Annotated in this window: 17 protein-coding genes and 2 tRNA genes; 9 read left to right on the forward strand and 10 right to left on the reverse strand. The window is 53.8% G+C overall.

The annotated features are described in order from the left end of the window. Window positions 1-99: 99 nt before the first annotated feature. Both QLG07_RS01390 and QLG07_RS01395 read right to left on the reverse strand, forming a co-directional pair. A complete protein-coding gene (locus tag QLG07_RS01390) occupies window positions 100-624 on the reverse strand; it encodes a rhodanese family protein (RefSeq protein ID WP_282468277.1) in 525 nt (174 codons plus the stop codon). A gap of 1 nt (window position 625) precedes the next feature. Next, on the reverse strand, window positions 626-940 hold the full coding sequence (locus QLG07_RS01395; RefSeq protein ID WP_282468278.1) for a metalloregulator ArsR/SmtB family transcription factor: 315 nt from the start codon (window positions 938-940) through the stop codon (window positions 626-628). 391 nt (window positions 941-1,331) lie between these two features. Here QLG07_RS01395 and QLG07_RS01400 point away from each other — a divergent pair, with 391 nt between their 5' ends. The 6 genes from QLG07_RS01400 (at window position 1,332) to QLG07_RS01425 (ending at window position 5,234) form a co-directional block, all read left to right on the forward strand. Then, on the forward strand, window positions 1,332-1,919 hold the full coding sequence (locus tag QLG07_RS01400; protein WP_282468279.1) for a TetR/AcrR family transcriptional regulator: 588 nt from the start codon (window positions 1,332-1,334) through the stop codon (window positions 1,917-1,919). Continuing rightward, on the forward strand, window positions 1,919-2,875 hold the full coding sequence (locus tag QLG07_RS01405) for an EamA family transporter (RefSeq protein ID WP_282468280.1): 957 nt from the start codon (window positions 1,919-1,921) through the stop codon (window positions 2,873-2,875). The genes QLG07_RS01400 and QLG07_RS01405 overlap by 1 nt, the downstream gene beginning before the upstream one ends. Continuing rightward, window positions 2,872-3,207: a protein secretion chaperonin CsaA gene (locus tag QLG07_RS01410; RefSeq protein ID WP_282468281.1), complete on the forward strand. Its 336-nt coding sequence runs from the start codon at window positions 2,872-2,874 to the stop codon at window positions 3,205-3,207. The genes QLG07_RS01405 and QLG07_RS01410 overlap by 4 nt, the downstream gene beginning before the upstream one ends. Before the next feature lie 292 nt (window positions 3,208-3,499). After that, the gene (locus QLG07_RS01415) at window positions 3,500-3,940 is read left to right on the forward strand and encodes an AbiV family abortive infection protein (protein ID WP_282468282.1); all 441 of its coding nucleotides are present in this window, start codon (window positions 3,500-3,502) and stop codon (window positions 3,938-3,940) included. Window positions 3,941-4,122: 182 nt separating this feature from the next. Further along, window positions 4,123-4,743 (forward strand): dTMP kinase, encoded by a 621-nt coding sequence (locus QLG07_RS01420; RefSeq protein ID WP_282468332.1) that lies wholly within the window; start codon window positions 4,123-4,125, stop codon window positions 4,741-4,743. Then, on the forward strand, window positions 4,740-5,234 hold the full coding sequence (locus QLG07_RS01425) for a glutathione peroxidase (RefSeq protein WP_282468283.1): 495 nt from the start codon (window positions 4,740-4,742) through the stop codon (window positions 5,232-5,234). The genes QLG07_RS01420 and QLG07_RS01425 overlap by 4 nt, the downstream gene beginning before the upstream one ends. Window positions 5,235-5,302: 68 nt before the next feature. On the opposite strand, the gene QLG07_RS01430 is transcribed toward QLG07_RS01425, so the two are convergent. Beyond that, on the reverse strand, window positions 5,303-6,202 hold the full coding sequence (locus QLG07_RS01430) for a LysR family transcriptional regulator (RefSeq protein WP_282468284.1): 900 nt from the start codon (window positions 6,200-6,202) through the stop codon (window positions 5,303-5,305). Between the two features lie 182 nt (window positions 6,203-6,384). On the opposite strand from QLG07_RS01430, the gene QLG07_RS01435 reads away from it, so the two are divergent. Together QLG07_RS01435 and QLG07_RS01440 are read left to right on the forward strand one after the other, a co-directional pair. Next, entirely contained in the window at window positions 6,385-7,404 is a 1,020-nt protein-coding gene (locus QLG07_RS01435; protein WP_282468285.1) for an aldo/keto reductase, read from the forward strand. A 112-nt stretch (window positions 7,405-7,516) separates the two neighbouring features. Beyond that, complete coding sequence (locus QLG07_RS01440) at window positions 7,517-8,245, forward strand: antibiotic biosynthesis monooxygenase (RefSeq protein ID WP_282468286.1); 729 nt, start codon at window positions 7,517-7,519, stop codon at window positions 8,243-8,245. 264 nt (window positions 8,246-8,509) lie between these two features. Here QLG07_RS01440 and QLG07_RS01445 read toward each other — a convergent pair. Continuing rightward, window positions 8,510-8,585: transfer RNA gene (locus QLG07_RS01445), tRNA-Asn, on the reverse strand. A 377-nt stretch (window positions 8,586-8,962) separates the two neighbouring features. On the opposite strand from QLG07_RS01445, the gene katG reads away from it, so the two are divergent. Next, the gene (gene katG / locus QLG07_RS01450) at window positions 8,963-11,131 is read left to right on the forward strand and encodes a catalase/peroxidase HPI (RefSeq protein WP_230049209.1); all 2,169 of its coding nucleotides are present in this window, start codon (window positions 8,963-8,965) and stop codon (window positions 11,129-11,131) included. 59 nt (window positions 11,132-11,190) lie between these two features. Here the strand turns inward: katG and QLG07_RS01455 are convergent, their stop codons facing one another. From QLG07_RS01455 to mtfA, 6 genes are all read right to left on the reverse strand, one after another. Next, entirely contained in the window at window positions 11,191-12,030 is an 840-nt protein-coding gene (locus tag QLG07_RS01455) for a metal ABC transporter permease (RefSeq protein ID WP_191149311.1), read from the reverse strand. Beyond that, complete coding sequence (gene sitC, locus QLG07_RS01460) at window positions 12,027-12,881, reverse strand: iron/manganese ABC transporter permease subunit SitC (RefSeq protein WP_282468287.1); 855 nt, start codon at window positions 12,879-12,881, stop codon at window positions 12,027-12,029. Before sitC ends, QLG07_RS01455 begins: the two co-directional genes overlap by 4 nt. After that, on the reverse strand, window positions 12,881-13,672 hold the full coding sequence (locus QLG07_RS01465; RefSeq protein ID WP_099754821.1) for a manganese/iron ABC transporter ATP-binding protein: 792 nt from the start codon (window positions 13,670-13,672) through the stop codon (window positions 12,881-12,883). Before QLG07_RS01465 ends, sitC begins: the two co-directional genes overlap by 1 nt. Continuing rightward, window positions 13,669-14,580, reverse strand: a complete 912-nt coding sequence (locus tag QLG07_RS01470; protein ID WP_048915693.1) for a metal ABC transporter substrate-binding protein — start codon at window positions 14,578-14,580, stop codon at window positions 13,669-13,671. Before QLG07_RS01470 ends, QLG07_RS01465 begins: the two co-directional genes overlap by 4 nt. 264 nt (window positions 14,581-14,844) lie before the next feature. After that, window positions 14,845-14,920, reverse strand: a tRNA-Asn gene (locus QLG07_RS01475). Between the two features lie 100 nt (window positions 14,921-15,020). Beyond that, window positions 15,021-15,815, reverse strand: a complete 795-nt coding sequence (gene mtfA / locus QLG07_RS01480; RefSeq protein ID WP_099754819.1) for a DgsA anti-repressor MtfA — start codon at window positions 15,813-15,815, stop codon at window positions 15,021-15,023. Window positions 15,816-15,847 lie beyond the last annotated feature (32 nt).

A 15,847-nucleotide genomic window follows, 5' to 3' on the forward strand; every position in this document is an offset into this window, starting at 1 on the left:
AATGCCACAGAACAAGAAACAGGAAATCAGTTTTGCGGGTTTAATCCCGCAAAGTGCGCGGGTATGTTCGGCCCCCCTGCCACAGCCTCAGAAGCCCTCTCACGAAATCCTATTCCATGGCATTTTTAACAAAATGGTCGCCATCCCACAAAAACCAGTTAAGCCTGCAAAAAGGAGTCCTGCACCGACAAAGCCTGATAAAAGGAATAGGCTGCTGTCAACGGCGTATCCTAAAACAACAGCGGTAAGAACAAGTGTGCCAGCAACAATCTGGACTTGCCTCATAACAGGCAGTGGTTGCTTTTTGTCTTCGATTGTCGGAAGGCCGACGCTCTTCCACGAGTTAATGCCACCTGACATAAGTAAAACTGGCGCAGGGCTTGCGAAATTGGTCAGCGCGTTAGCATTTTGAACCGTGCGTATTCCTGCCTGGCAGTGAAAAATGACAGGCTGTCGCGCCGCATTTTCCACAGTTTTACCTGCCGTAATCTCAGTGAGAGGAAGTGAGTTCGCATGTGGTATATGCTCACGCAAGTATTCAGCGCGTTCCCGGATATCAATGAGCACAGCGCCTGTTTCAATAAGCTTTTGGGCTTCTTGCGGTGAGACTGATTCTGGTGTCATTTTAACAATCCTCAGGACAGTAAATGTCTTTTAAGGTGGAGATAACTTTTTTCACCGCATCGTTTTTGATGAAGTAGTTTACTTTTTGCGCGACCCTTTTTGACTCAATCAAACCCTCGTCTTTCATTTTCGCAAGATGTTGAGAGGTTGCAGAAGGTGTTAAACCGGTCAGTTTCCCCAGTTCACCCGAAGAGGTGCCTGGTTTATCAATGAGAATACACAGGATTAACAGACGACTGCTGTTACTCATCGACTTAAGCAGCGTGGTTGCCCGCAAGGCACCTTCTTGTATTTGAAGTAGACTCGTTTCTTTCATTCTTATTTTAGTTTTTTCTAAATTTAGTAAAATCTAAATTAAATGATGCTCACGTGCAATCAAAGATTCTAAGTGCAGCAGGAAATCTGCCGTTCGTTGATTGCAGGCGGTGTTCAACTTAGCTGTCCGCTTTGTGCCAGAAGCAGACATTTACTTTCGCATCTAAACAGGCCGGAGATTACCTACGCCGCTCAGCTTCCTGATGATATGTAACGCCAGCTGGCGTCAACATGCTGCTGATAAGGCATGTTTGACTGCCTTATTTACTGGTTTTGTTCACCAGAACAGCTTATCCGGGATCACGCAGCTCGTGAAAAATGCGACTTTGGTTGCTTTAGTCTCTTTTGTAGGTAGACTGGTCTACCTACAAAAGATGTAAAAGAGGCTGATCATGAGATCTTTATCTGCAGGTTCTGAAACCGCCTACGAAAAACTGCTCGGCGCTGCGCGCGTGCTTTTTTACAACCACGGCATTAACGGCACGGGAGTTGACGCCATTGTAAAGAGGGCCGGCGTTGCTAAAAAAAGCCTGTACAACAATTTTGCATCCAAAGACGAACTGGTGGCGACCTACCTCAGGGTAAGGCATGAAGAATGGCTTTCGTTGTATAAAAACCGGCTGGAAGTGTCCATGACGCCCAGAGAGAGGGTTATGGCCGTTTTCTCTGCCTATGAAGACCATGCTGAATATGCCTATGAGAACGGTTTTCGCGGCTGCGGCCTGCTGAACGCAGCGGCAGAACTTCCCGCCGGGGCACCTGGCCGTCAGGCCGTTCGTGAGCACAAAGAGGAAGTGGAAGCGATTCTGGCTGCGCATCTGACTGAGCTGATGAAGGGAAAGGCTGAAAGCGCACGCAGTCTGGCAAGACACTTTGCCTTTCTGCTGGAAGGCAGCATCTCACGGGCCGGACTTGAAGGTAACAGTGACTGCGTGACGCAGGCCGGCAACATTGCCGAGCAGATGATGGAGGCGTACTGATGCTTTCTTCGGGACCACGCCTTGGAGGCATGGCGGGTGTGTTAATCGCAGCCGTTCTCTGGGGAACGACAGGCACGGCGGCGACCTATGCCCCCGGGCTCAGCCCGCTGGCCGTAGGGGCGGTGGCGATGGGTATTGGTGGCCTGCTGCAGGGGCTTATAGCTACGGCAACCATAATCCGTCAGCGCGTGCTGATAACCAGGAACTGGCATTTCCTGCTGACCGGAGCAGTAGCGGTGGCGGTTTACCCTCTCGCTTTTTATGCCTCCATGCGTTACGCCGGTGTTACGGTCGGCACGGTTATTTCCATAGGCTCTGCGCCAATCCTGTCGGCCCTGATTGAATACCGACTTGACGGTCTTCGACTGACCAGGCAGTGGATGTGCGGAGCAGGCGTTGGCGTTGCGGGCATGGTGCTGCTCTGTCTGGCAGAAAGCAGCGGAAACAGTACAGCAAATGACCATGCTACGACAGGGATTTTTCTGGGCCTGCTGGCTGGCTTCACCTATGCCTTTTACTCGTGGTCAGCGCGACGGTTAATGCAGGCAGGGATGGCCTCCCGCGCCGCCATGGGCGTTACCTTTGGTGCAGGCGGTATTCTGCTTATACCTGTACTTCTCATGACGGGAGCACCGCTTCTGATGGCATGGAACAACGCCGCCGTCGGTATTTATATGGCGCTGGTTCCGATGTTTCTGGGTTATGTCTGCTATGGCTACGGGCTTGCCCGCATTCCGGCCAGTATGGCAACCACGATTACTCTGCTGGAGCCGGTTATAGCCGCGGTGCTGGCAGTTGTGCTCGTTGGCGAAAGGCTGCCGCCTTCCGGATGGGCAGGCGTCGGTATGATAGTTGCGTGTCTGGGGATCATTACCGTTCCGGCAGAAAAGTTACGTTTCAGTCTGCTCCGGCAACGGAAAGAAAATTTTGAAATCGCAGAAAGGAAAGAATCATGAAAGATAAAGCGTCATTTGACTCATTTTCGGCACTCGATATGCGTGCCGGTACCATCATCAGGGTTGAGGGGAGTAAAACATCAAAGCCCACCTGGCGGATGACGATTGACCTGGGACCCGAACTGGGAACCCGCGTGTCATGCGGTGCGTATACAAACTATGCAGCCGGGGAATTGCAGGGAAAACAGGTAATCTGCATCATCAATCTGGGTACCATGAAGATGGGACCTGAAAAGTCAGAGGTTCTGGTACTTGGTGTGTCTGACGGTTCAGGCGGGACCATCCCGCTGACGACAGAAAAGCGCGTCAGTAACGGTGAATGCGTTTTCTGAAACCTGGCAACATTATATGGCGTCGCGCTGCAGGTATACCCCCCTCTGTCCGTCAAGTTCACAGCCAGATAAAGCCAGACAGGGGCAAAAAAAGGCTTCCGATAGCTTTCAGTAAACATGTCCGCTTCGTGCCAAGAGCGGAATCTGAAGCGCCAGAGGTCCTCTAAAAATTGATGGTTCGTTTTGCAGGGATACTTACAGTAGAGCATCTAGCTTTTCAGCAGGAATTATATGTCCTAAGATTGATGAAATTTTTAACTCGAGCAAACGTTATGACAAAAACGCTAGAGCAATGGAAAATACACTTACCGTTGAGAAAATTGTAGAAGGCATGAATGCTGCATCATCTAACGCACGAAGGCTTCTGAACGATGCCTCTGCTTTGTTTGATTTAGAACGCTATCCCTCTGCTACCTCTCTAGCAATCTTGGCTATAGAAGAAGCAGGAAAGGTGTCAATACTTCGAGAGATGTCGCTGTTGAAAGATGGCAAAGATATCAAACAGATTTGGCACAGGTATCGCTCACATACTGCAAAAAATATGATGTGGGTGTTTCTTGATGCAGTTAAAAAAGGCGCTAGGAATCTCAACGATTTTGCACCAATTTTCAGCGATGAATCAGAACATCCCTTTGCATTGGATCAATTAAAGCAAATATCATTTTATACGGATTGTCTTGGTAAGGCACATTGGTCGATACCAGACAATGTAATCGATAGAGATACAGCTTAAAAAAACAGACGTGGTGTGATTTTAAAAGTGGATCCCTTAAACTACATCGTGCCGTTCACCGCCTCTGAGCTATGCCTTCAGCGGGACCGGAAAGGGTGATTAGCCGTTAATGCCAGGGAAGTAAAAATGCTTTTGTCAGAGTGGAGTTTTACCAAAACAGTATGCCAACCGTTGTTTCAGCGATGAGCCGTCAGCTGTTTGTCTCTCTGGATGGCCCCAAGGGCGCGGGTAAAACCACCTTGCTGGAAGCCATGACCACCGTACTCAGGGCGGACAACAAGAAGGTGATCCGGCTTTGCGAGAAAAAAAGCGATCCCTGCAGAGGGGAAACCATGGCTCTGGTCAACAAGCTGGCCAGAAATCCCAGCCTGGATTTGGAACGGGAAGTTTGTCAGCGACTGGCGGATAGCCGGGCATGGATTTCCCGGCATGTACTGACGAAACAGCCAGCGGACTGCATTATCCTGATGGATCGCTGGTACCCCTCTGATGCGGCTTTTCGCCGCATGATGCCATTCGACGACATTCTGAAGCTTAATCTTGAGCGAAACGTACGCGCGCCAGACCTGCATGTCGGCGTTGTTACCGCGCCAGAAATTTCATGGGCGAGAGCCGCGGCCCGGGCGCGTGGGTTGAGCAGTACGGTGATTTCTAAGCTGGCAGAGCATGTCTCCTGTACCGAGGCGTTCGAGCGGGAAATTGCCGATCGCGGCTGGATTTTATGCCGTAATGAAGGAACGATAGAGGAGGCAACGATGCAGCTGATTGCTGAGATTAACAACGTGCTGAGATTTCCAAGATGACCACCTTTTATCAACATAGTGCCATCAGCCTGGGCGGCCAGCTCAACTCGATGGCCGACTACGCTGGCAAGCTGGTTCTGGTGGTGAACACCGCCAGCCATTGTGGATTCACGCCACAATACGCAGGCCTGGAAGCGCTTTACAGGAAATACGCCACCCAGGGGCTGGTGGTGCTGGGTTTCCCCTGTAACCAGTTTGGTAAGCAGGAACCCGGCGGTACAGACGAAATTATGCAGACCTGCCATATCAACTACGGTGTGAGTTTCCCGATGTTCGAGAAAGTAGAGGTCAACGGCGCTGCCGCCCATCCGCTGTTTCGATACCTGAAGGATGAATTGCCCGGCGTACTGGGCGGGCGCATCAAATGGAACTTCACTAAGTTCCTGATTGGACGGGATGGCAAGCCGCTTAAGCGTTTTGCACCGATCGCTACGCCGGAGAAAATAGAAGCCGCAATCCTGACAGCACTTGAAATCGAAGTGTCCCTGTAATGTGATCCATCCACTTTTGGATATCTTCCTAAAAATTGATCCGGATATGTAACAGACGATGCCGATAACTACATTGTGGTTTTCATGATTAAAAAATTAATCAGTGCTTTCACTCGCTTTGCTTTACCGGTGCTTTTCAAGTAGTAGAGATAAACCGGTGGGTAAGTTTTCCAGTAAGGCATCATCACTGGAATAAATTGCGCTTTATCGGGCTGCAATTCATACACCGGTTCAAACAATCTGCCAATTCCAAGACCGCTACGTATTCCATCTGCCATGACATCAATATCATTGCTGATGATCTGCCCTGGCATCTCAACGGTTAATTGCTCACCGTTATCTTCCAGCATCAAAGGGAGGATGCGGTTGTTGGTGATAAAGCGATAGCCAATGAGTTGATGCTGATGCAAATCCGTCGGCAGTTCTGGTGTACCGTATTCTGCGAGATAGGCCGCAGAAGCATACAAACCCTCGCGAAACGGTTTCATCAACTGACGAGCCACAACACTCTCTTCCACAATATCGCCAAAACGTATGCCCAAATCAAAGCGCTCATCGATCAAGTTCACGGTTCCGTCATATACGGATATCTCAAGCTGAATTGCGGGGTAGCTCTGGCAAAACTCCGCCATCAAGGGCTTTAGAATAAGCAGGTAGGCAAAGCGTGACAGCGTAATTCTGACCAGCCCGGAGGGGTCCTGATTCAGTTCTTTAATGCTTTCCACCGCACTTTCCAGTGATGCCACAGCGCGCGACGTCTGTTGCAACAGCTGGTCCCCGGCATCCGTCAGCTCAATGCGGCGCGTGGTGCGTACAAAAAGCGGGTGGCCAATATGTTGCTCAAGCAGTTTTAGCGCTTTGCTCACGGAAGGTGGCGTTATCTCAAGTTTCCTGGCCGCAGCAGTAATGCTGCCTTCGCGGGCGATGCTATGGAAAATACGGATTTGGTTGTAAATGACATTGTTCATGGCGTCATCCTGAAGAGAAAACACAGTCAGATTGTTAGCTTATGGCTAAGAGTCTATAAGCTATTGCTGCCCTAAAAAACAGAATCAGGGTGACTTATACTCACTTCGAGTTGAACAATCCACTGTTATGGAAGCCAAATTCTGTATCCTGATGACCCAATTAACGTGGCGAGGAGATGATTATGCACTATGTAAACCTGGGGCGAAGTGGCCTGAAAGTATCGCGCCTGTGTCTGGGATGCATGAGTTATGGCGAACCACAACGTCTTCCTCAGCCGTGGTCGCTTGATGAAAACGCTTCGCGGCCGTTGATACGTCAGGCACTTGAGTCGGGAATTAATTTTTTTGATACGGCTAATATTTATTCAGGTGGAAGCTCTGAAGAGATTGTCGGTCGGGCGCTACGCGATATGGCATATCGGGATGAAATCGTCGTCGCCACCAAGGCTTTTTTCCCATGGCGTAACTCGCCCAACACAGGTTTTCTCTCGCGAAAATCGCTGTTTCAGTCCATCGATGACAGCCTTACCCGGTTGGGTATGGATTATGTGGATCTGTATCAGATTCATCGTTTTGATCACGGCACACCTGTTGAAGAAACTATGGAAACACTTCACGATTTGGTGAAAGCCGGGAAAGTTCGCTATATCGGTGCATCCTCAATGGAAGCCTGGCGTTTTGCTAAGATGCAGCATGTCGCCGAGCGTTACGGCTGGACGCGCTTTGTCTCTATGCAACCGCAATACAATTTACTGTATCGGGAAGAAGAGCGCGAAATGCTGCCGCTATGTGAAGATCAGGATGTGGGAGTTATTCCCTGGAGCCCGATGGCGCGCGGCAGACTGACACGCGACTGGAATGAAACCACTCCCCGAACGCAGAACGACGCCTTTGCGCTGAAAATGTATGAAAATGCCGCACAGCAGGACCGGAAAGTGGTTGAGGTTGTGGCGCAGATTGCCGCTGGGAAGGGCGTACCTCGTGCACATATTGCGCTTGCATGGCTGCTGTCTAAATCTGTAATTACCGCACCTGTCATCGGTGCAACAAAAGCTGAACATCTTTCAACCGCGGTGGACGCGCTGACACTGACATTATCGCCAGAAGAAATTGCGGCGCTGGAGGCACCCTACGTTCCTCATATTGTTGATGGCATTGTCCCACCGCTGTCTGAACAAGCGCCACGGCTCTCACTCTTGTGAAGCAACCAGGGAGTGTAGCGCAATGAAAATGGATTGTGATGCTGGCGCGGTTAATACGCCTTATCAATAATAGTGGCACAAAATTTTAACGCAGCCGAAAAGAGGGACATTTATGAAAGCCGGGATTTCTATATCACTTTTGTTGGCTCTGAGCTGTTCCGCTGTTGCTCAGGGACAAAAAGGAACTGTTCCACCGGTGTTCAATATGTTTGAGTTCGTCATCCAGCATCATAAAGATAATGCATACGACAGCCTGGCTGAAAAGAATATTACTGCCTCGGTAACCGGCGAATCTGGAACCCTTGCGATCTATTCAGCCAGACAAAAAATGAACCCGTCAGTTGTTTATGTCTTTGAAATCTACGCTGATAGCGATGCCTATGAAAAACACCTGAATTCATTGAGCTATAAAGAATTTTTGCGCAATTCACCTGATATTCTGGTGGCGAACCAAAAGCGTAGAATTGAGGTGATACCGCAACTCCTGGCAGATAAACCGATTTTGCAAAGCGATAACACCATAAACAACCTTGTCATCGTTGATGTCAAACCAGAGTTCGGTTCAGATTTTCGCCATATCGTTTTGCCCGAAATGACACAGTCCATTGAGCTGGAAGAGGGCGTTCTGGCCATGTACGCCGCTATCGATAAAGCGAATCCTGGCCGCTGGTATTTCTATGAAATATATGCCAGCGAAGATGCTTATCAGGCCCATCGTATGACGCCCCATTTTAAGAAATACATAGAGCAGACTGCAGAAATGACGACTTATAAAGAAGCTATCCCAATCAAACCAGGCAAGCTGATGAATAAAGGTGGCCTGAGATATCAAGTTGAGTGATTAACTGCCGCGCTCGGCAAGTTGGACTGAAAAAATAATTCAATTCTAAGTCTGGATATTGCATCTATGCAGAAGAAGAATTGCCTGAGCGTTATTAGGATTGTCAATCCAGATACGCATTCCCCCGTCACTGCGTTTCACCGAGCTGTCTGGGACATGTTGGCAGCACCATCATCGCTGCCCTGGAAAGCTAAGTGGTGCTTTAATCTGACCAGTAAATGCAAAAAGCCCGCTCGGGTTTCCCCGAGCGGGCTTCTCTAAATATGGCTCCTCTGACTGGACTCGAACCAGTGACATACGGATTAACAGTCCGCCGTTCTACCGACTGAACTACAGAGGAATCGTGTGAACGGGGCGGATAATAAACATGCCCTGGCGATGTGTCAACGCTAAAAATCATCCTCTGCGGTTCGGTTGCTGATGTTTGCAACAACCTGATGATTTGTTCAGCATTTCATGATGTTTTCTCCGGCACACGGACGTTTTCTTTGATGAAGATAAACCCCTACGCTTTGGCTGGCTACTCTATACTCAGTAATCTCTGGCACCACACAACCGGGCGTGCCGACTGCAGTTCCCCAAGAGAAAGCCTATCAAATGCATAGGGTGAGACAGGTTTGTGCGGGTGAGTTCCGCGTATAGAGTGTCTGTAATCAAGCGAAAAGGAGAAAGACCGTGAGCAATTCTGTTGATAACGAAGCGAATAGTGCCGAGCCCATTGTTGAAGCGGACAGGGAAGCCTCTGCCGGTAAGTGCCCATTCCATGCGGGCAAGTCAAATGACGTCTCTGGCGGTGGCACCAGCAACCGCGAATGGTGGCCGCAGCAGCTGCGAGTCGACCTGCTGAACCAGCACTCAAACCGTTCTAACCCGCTGGGAGAATCTTTTGACTACCGTCAGGAGTTCGCCAAGCTTGATTATTCCGCACTGAAAGGCGACCTGCGCGCGCTGCTGACTGAATCACAGGCCTGGTGGCCCGCCGACTGGGGCAGCTATATTGGTCTGTTTATCCGTATGGCGTGGCACAGCGCCGGCACTTATCGCTCTGTTGACGGGCGCGGCGGTTCCGGTCGTGGTCAGCAGCGTTTTGCTCCGCTTAACTCCTGGCCGGATAACGTCAGCCTGGATAAAGCCCGTCGCCTGCTGTGGCCGGTGAAGCAAAAGTACGGTCAGAAAATTTCCTGGGCCGACCTCTATATTCTGGCGGGCAACGTCGCGCTGGAAAACTCCGGCTTCCGCACCTTTGGTTTTGGTGCCGGGCGTGAAGACGTCTGGGAACCGGATCTTGACGTCAACTGGGGCGATGAGACCACCTGGCTGGAGCACCGTCACCCGGAATCACTGGCTAATTCACCGCTCGGCGCCACTGAAATGGGGCTGATTTACGTTAACCCGGAAGGCCCGGAACACAGCGGTGATCCGGCTTCTGCTGCCCCGGCTATTCGTGCCACCTTTGGCAACATGGGCATGAACGACGAGGAGATCGTAGCGCTGATCGCGGGTGGACACACTCTGGGTAAAACTCACGGTGCCGCCGATGCCAAACATGTCGGCGTCGACCCGGAAACCGCTCCGATTGAAGCGCAGGGCCTGGGCTGGGCCAGCAGTCACGGCACCGGCGTCGGCGCCGATGCCATTACTTCCGGTCTGGAAGTGATCTGGTCGCAGACGCCAACCCAGTGGAGCCACTACTTCTTCGAGAACCTGTTTAAGTACGAGTGGGTGCAGACGCGCAGCCCGGCAGGGGCGATTCAGTTTGAAGCATCGAATGCAGAAGAGATTATCCCCGATGCCTTTGACAGCGCGAAGAAGCATAAGCCGACCATGCTGGTCACCGACCTGACGCTGCGCTTCGACCCGGAGTTTGAGAAGATCTCGCGCCGCTTCCTGAACGATCCGCAGGCGTTTAACGAGGCGTTTGCCCGTGCCTGGTACAAGCTGACCCACCGCGATATGGGGCCAAAAGCACGCTATATCGGGCCGGAAGTGCCGAAAGAAGATCTGATCTGGCAGGATCCGCTGCCGCAGCCGAGCTATCATCCAACCCCCTATGACATCGCGCTGCTGAAAGAGAAAATTGCCGCGTCGGGCCTGTCGGTGGCAGAGCTGACCTCGGTAGCCTGGGCTTCTGCCTCAACCTTCCGCGGCGGTGACAAGCGCGGAGGGGCCAACGGTGCCCGCCTGGCGCTGCTGCCGCAGCGCGAATGGGAAGTCAATGCCGTAGCTGCACGCGTGCTGCCGGTGCTGGAAGCGATTCAGAAGACCGAACAGAAGGCCTCGCTGGCGGATATTATTGTGCTGGCCGGTGTCGTCGGTGTTGAACAGGCGGCGAAAGCGGTTAACGTCGACATCGAAGTGCCATTCACCCCGGGCCGCGTGGATGCGCGTCAGGATCAGACGGATATTGAGTCGTTTGAGCTGCTGAAGCCGAAAGCGGATGGTTTCCGTAACTATCGCGCGGCACCGGGGCGCACCTCGACCGAGAATCTGCTGATCGACAAGGCGCAGCAGCTGACGCTGACCGTGCCGGAGTTAACGGTGCTGGTGGGTGGCCTGCGTGCGCTGGGGGCCAACTTCGACGGCAGCCAGCATGGGGTCTTCAGCGATAAAGTCGGCGAACTTAACACCGACTTCTTCAGCAATCTGCTGGATATGCGTACCGAGTGGAAAGCCACCGATGCCAGCGGTGAACGCTTTGAAGGGCGCGACCGTCTGAGCGGCCAGGTGCGCTTCAGCGCGACCCGTGCCGACCTGGTGTTTGGTTCCAACGCGATTTTACGCGCGTCAGCCGAGGTTTACGCCAGCAGCGATGCTAAGCAGAAGTTTGTCAAAGACTTCGTTGCCGCGTGGACCAAAGTGATGAACCTCGACCGTTTCGATATCTGAAACTAGCCTGAGTCTGCAACCAGCCCGCCCGGCAAACCGGTGCGGGCTTTTTTTTATTCTCAGCGGGCAGTGATAGCGTGGCGATCGCGCCTGGCCGAGAAGATAAACGCGGCGATAAACAGCACCGCGAACAGCAGCACAATGGTCGGGCCGGGCGCGCTGTCGAGGAAGAATGACAGGTAAGTGCCGCTAAAACAGACCACCACCGACAGCAGCACCGAGCAGATCATCACCGAAGAGAAGCGGCGCATCAGCAGAATGGCAATGGCCCCGGGCGCGATCAGCAGCGCAATCGACAGCACAATGCCGACCGCCTTCAGTGTGGCAACGATAGTCAGGGCAATCATACTTAGCAGCCCATAATGCAGCAGCGCGGTATTCAGCCCGCAGGCTTTGGCCTGCTGCGCGTCAAACGCGTGCAGGACCAGATCGCGCCACTTGATGCCGATAATCATGGCAATCACACCGGCAATTGCGCCGCTCTGCCAGATATCAGCAGGCGAGATGCCGAGCATGTCGCCAAACAGGATGTGGTCGAGGTGCACCTCTGACTTGACGGAGATATAGATAATCAGGCCGACGGCAAACATCCCCGAGAAGACGATCCCCATCACCGTATCCTGCTTGATGCGGCTGTTCTCCTTCAGGTAGCCCGTCGCCAGCGCGCAGAACAGCCCGGCGCAGAATGCGCCAATCGCCAGCGGGATGCCGACGATCCACGCAATAACTACCCCGGGGAATACCGCGTGGCTCATCGCATCGCCCATCAGCGACCAGCCTTTGATCACCATAAAGCTGGAGAGCAGGGCGCAGGGAATAGCGACAATCACCGAGATGGTCAGCGCGGCATGCATGAAATCAAACTCAAACGGACTAAGCAGCAGCTCTGTCAGACTCATCGTACCTCCTCCCCCTGGCTGACCCGACGGCGGCGCGCAAGCAGCCCGTGTTTCGGGGCGAAGACAAAGGCGATAAGAAACACCAGCGTCTGCGCCACCACGATAATGCCGCCGGTTGCGCCGTCGAGATAGTAGCTAACCCAGGCGCCAAAGAAGCTGGTGACGCTGCCTATCACCACCGCAATCAGCAGCAGCCGCTGGAAGCGGTCGGTCAGCAGATACGCCGTCGCCCCCGGCGTGACCACCAGGCAGATCACCAGAAAGGCACCGACGGTTTGCAGCGCGGCGATGGTGCAGGCCGCCAGCAGGGTGAAGAACAGCAGCTTCAGGCGGGTGGGATTGAGGCCGACCGAGCGCGCGTGGTTCTCGTCGAAGAAGGTCACCATCAGGTCTTTCCACTTCACCAGCAAAATCAGCAGTGAGGTAAAGCCGATTATCGCCAGCTGCAGGATATCTTCCGGGGCAATCGCCAGAATATTGCCCAGTACGATGGTCTGAATATTTACCGAGGTGGGGTTAAGCGACACCATAAACAGCCCGAGGCCGAAGAAAGAGGAGAAGATCAGCCCGATAATCGCATCCTCCTTCAGCCGGGTGCGCTGGTTGAGAAACAGCATGCTGCCCGCCGCCAGCCCGCCGGAGAGAAAGGCACCCAGCGCGAACGGCAGGCCCAGCATATAGGCTCCCGCCACGCCGGGCACAATCGAGTGCGACAGCGCATCACCAATCAGCGACCAGCCCTTAAGCATCAGATAGCAGGAGAGAAAGGCGCACACGCCGCCGACCAGCGCCGAAACCCACATGGCGTTCAGCATATATTGGTAGTGAAAGGGTTCCGCCAGCCACGCCATCAGCGCTGCCCCCCAACCACCGTCAGGCCCGGCTGCGGCAGCGCATCGCTAAACTCGACGCCGCGCAGCGCGCCGCTGAAGGCATTTTCCAGATTCTCCCGCGTGAAGGTGGTGGCAGTTGGCCCGCAGGCCAGCACCGTGCCTTTGACGATGGCGGTATGATCGCAGTAGTCGCTGACGGTGGCGAGATTATGGGTAGAGACCAGCATGGTGCGGCCCTCGGCGCGCAGCTCATGCAGCAGGCTGATAATTTGCCTTTCAGTGTTAACGTCCACCCCGGTAAAGGGTTCATCCAGCAGGATCACCTGCCCGCGCTGAGCAATGGCGCGGGCGAGGAACACGCGTTTTTTCTGCCCGCCGGAGAGTTCGCCAATCTGACGCTGGCGAAAATCCGTCATGCCGACGCGCTCCAGCGCCGCAGCGACCAGCCGTTTGTCCTCCGCCCGCGCTATGCGCAGCATCCCCATGTGCCCGTAGCGGCCCATCATCACCACATCCTCCACCAGCACCGGGAACGACCAGTCGACGTCTTCGGACTGCGGTACGTAGGCGACCAGGTTACTTTTCAGGGCGCGTTTTTCGCTCATGCCAAGCAGGGTGATTGACCCGCTGGAGAGCGGCACAAAGCCCATAATCGCCTTAAACAGCGTGGACTTCCCGGAGCCATTGATGCCGAGCAGCGCGGCAATGCTGCCGGCCGGGATCTGTAAGGTAGCGTCGCGCAGGGCCGTGTGCCCGTTACGGTAAGTGACCGTCAGCTGGCTGACGTCGATACCGGGCTGCTGGTTCATTTTGCTAACCCCTCGTTGATGCCGTTGACCACGGTTTCGCTGGTGACGCGCAGCAGGTCGAGATAGGTCGGCACCGGGCCGTCTGCCGCACTCAGCGAGTCGACATACAGCACGCCGCCATAGTGGCTGCCGGTTTCCCGCGCCACCTGGCGCGCGGCTTTATCCGACACGGTGCTCTCACTGAACACCGCCGGGATCTGCTGCTGCTTCACCGTGTCGATCACTTTACGCACCTGCTGCGGCGTGCCCTGCTGGTCGGCGTTAATCGGCCACAGGTACAGCTCCTTCAGTCCGAAGTCGCGCGTCAGGTAGGAGAATGCGCCCTCGCTGGTCACCAGCCAGCGCTTGTCGGCGGGGATCTGCGCCAGCGCCTGCTCGACCGGGGCAACGGCAGCGCTGATTTTGGTTTTGTAGGCTTCAGCGTTCTGGCGATAGGTTGCCGCGTTGTCCGGGTCATACTTCACCAGCGCATCGCGGATATTATCGACGTAGATCAGCGCATTTTTCGGCGACATCCACGCGTGTGGATTGGGTTTGCCGCTGTACGGCCCTTCGCTGATGCCCATCGGCGCGATCCCGTCAGAGACCACGACCTCCGGCACCCCGGAGAGATGACGGTAAAAGCGCTGGAACCAGAGCTCGAGATTGAGGCCGTTGGCAAGGATCAGCTGCGCCCCCTGAGCGCGCTTGATATCGCCCGGCGTCGGCTGATATTCATGGATCTCTGCCCCCGGTTTGGTGATCGAGGCGACATCGGCGGCATCCCCGGCAACGTTTTTCGCCATATCGGCGATCACGGTGAAGGTGGTGATCACCTTGAATTTTTCAGCGGCGCTGGCCGGGGCCAGCGGTAACAGAGCAACCAGCAGGGCGCACAGCCCGCGTTTAATCCAAAGCCGTTCAGGCATCACAACCCCCATAAAAGTTTAAAAAAGCGGCATAGTTAGCTATTGCTATAAGGTATAGCACAGGCTATATCGCTGAGTGAATGATTTTTACAGGGGATGACAATTCGATATTCGCGACTCTGAGAATTTCATCAACTATTGTTGATCCAGAGCCATAAGCGGACTGAGAAAAGATGTGACTATTAACGCGAGCGCGGTGAATCGGCCCGCTGCTTAATAAAGCAAAAAGCCCGCTCAGGTTTCCCTGAGCGGGCTTCTTAAATATGGCTCCTCTGACTGGACTCGAACCAGTGACATACGGATTAACAGTCCGCCGTTCTACCGACTGAACTACAGAGGAATCGTGTGAACGAGGCGAATATTAGCGGTCCGCCCCGTGGCTGTCAACTGCAAAAAAAAGTTTAGCTTTCAACTGGCTGCGTTTAAATCAACCCGGGCGATTAGTGTACAGTTCCGCCGGGATTGTGGTGTAACTGCTGCTGCTCAAGTCGCTGATTGGGATCCTGACGATAGAACTGGCGAAATCGCTGGTAGAGTGACGGGAAGCGGGCAATCAGCAGCTCCGGCGCGCTGAAGAAATACTCCGACAGCACGGCGAAGCACTCGGCCGGTTCGCTGGCAGCATAGGCATCAATACTGGCGGCGTTTTCACCCACCAGGTCAATCTCATCCTGAATGTGGTTCATTGCCGCCATCAGCTCGCGTTCCCAGCTTGCGACGTCGCGCATGGCCATGGCCGGTACGCCGTTCGCTTCGCCGCTGCCGCGTGCGTCCAGCTTGTGCGCCACTTCATGGATCACCAGGTTGTAGCCGGAGCAGTCAAAGGAGTCCTGAATATCCAGCCAGTTCAGCACAATCGGCCCCTGTTGCCAGCTCTGCCCGGCGTGGACCATGCGTTCACGATGCACCAGGCCAAATTCATCCTGCCACTCGTCGTCCACCGTAAACGGAGAAGGGTAGAGCAGCACCTCATGAAAGCCGTCCAGCCAGTCATAGCCCAGGCTCAGCACCGGCAGGCAGAATAGCAGCGCAATGCGGCAGCTTTTCAGCTCATCCAGCTCAAAGCCCTGTAACGCCACCAGCCGCTTCTGGCGCAGAAAGCGGTCGGCAAGCTGGATCAGGGTTTTGCGTTCGTCACTGCTCAGCGCAGACAGTAATGGAATGTCCAGCGCCTGTTGCCAGGGAAGCCCGCTATTTATCGCGTCGTCATCGCTTTTCCATGGCCACTTGATCATGCAGTTGACACTCCACAAAAGTAAATAAAGGG

This window comes from Erwinia sp. V90_4 (assembly GCF_029967685.1).
GTDB lineage: Bacteria > Pseudomonadota > Gammaproteobacteria > Enterobacterales > Enterobacteriaceae > Erwinia > Erwinia aphidicola.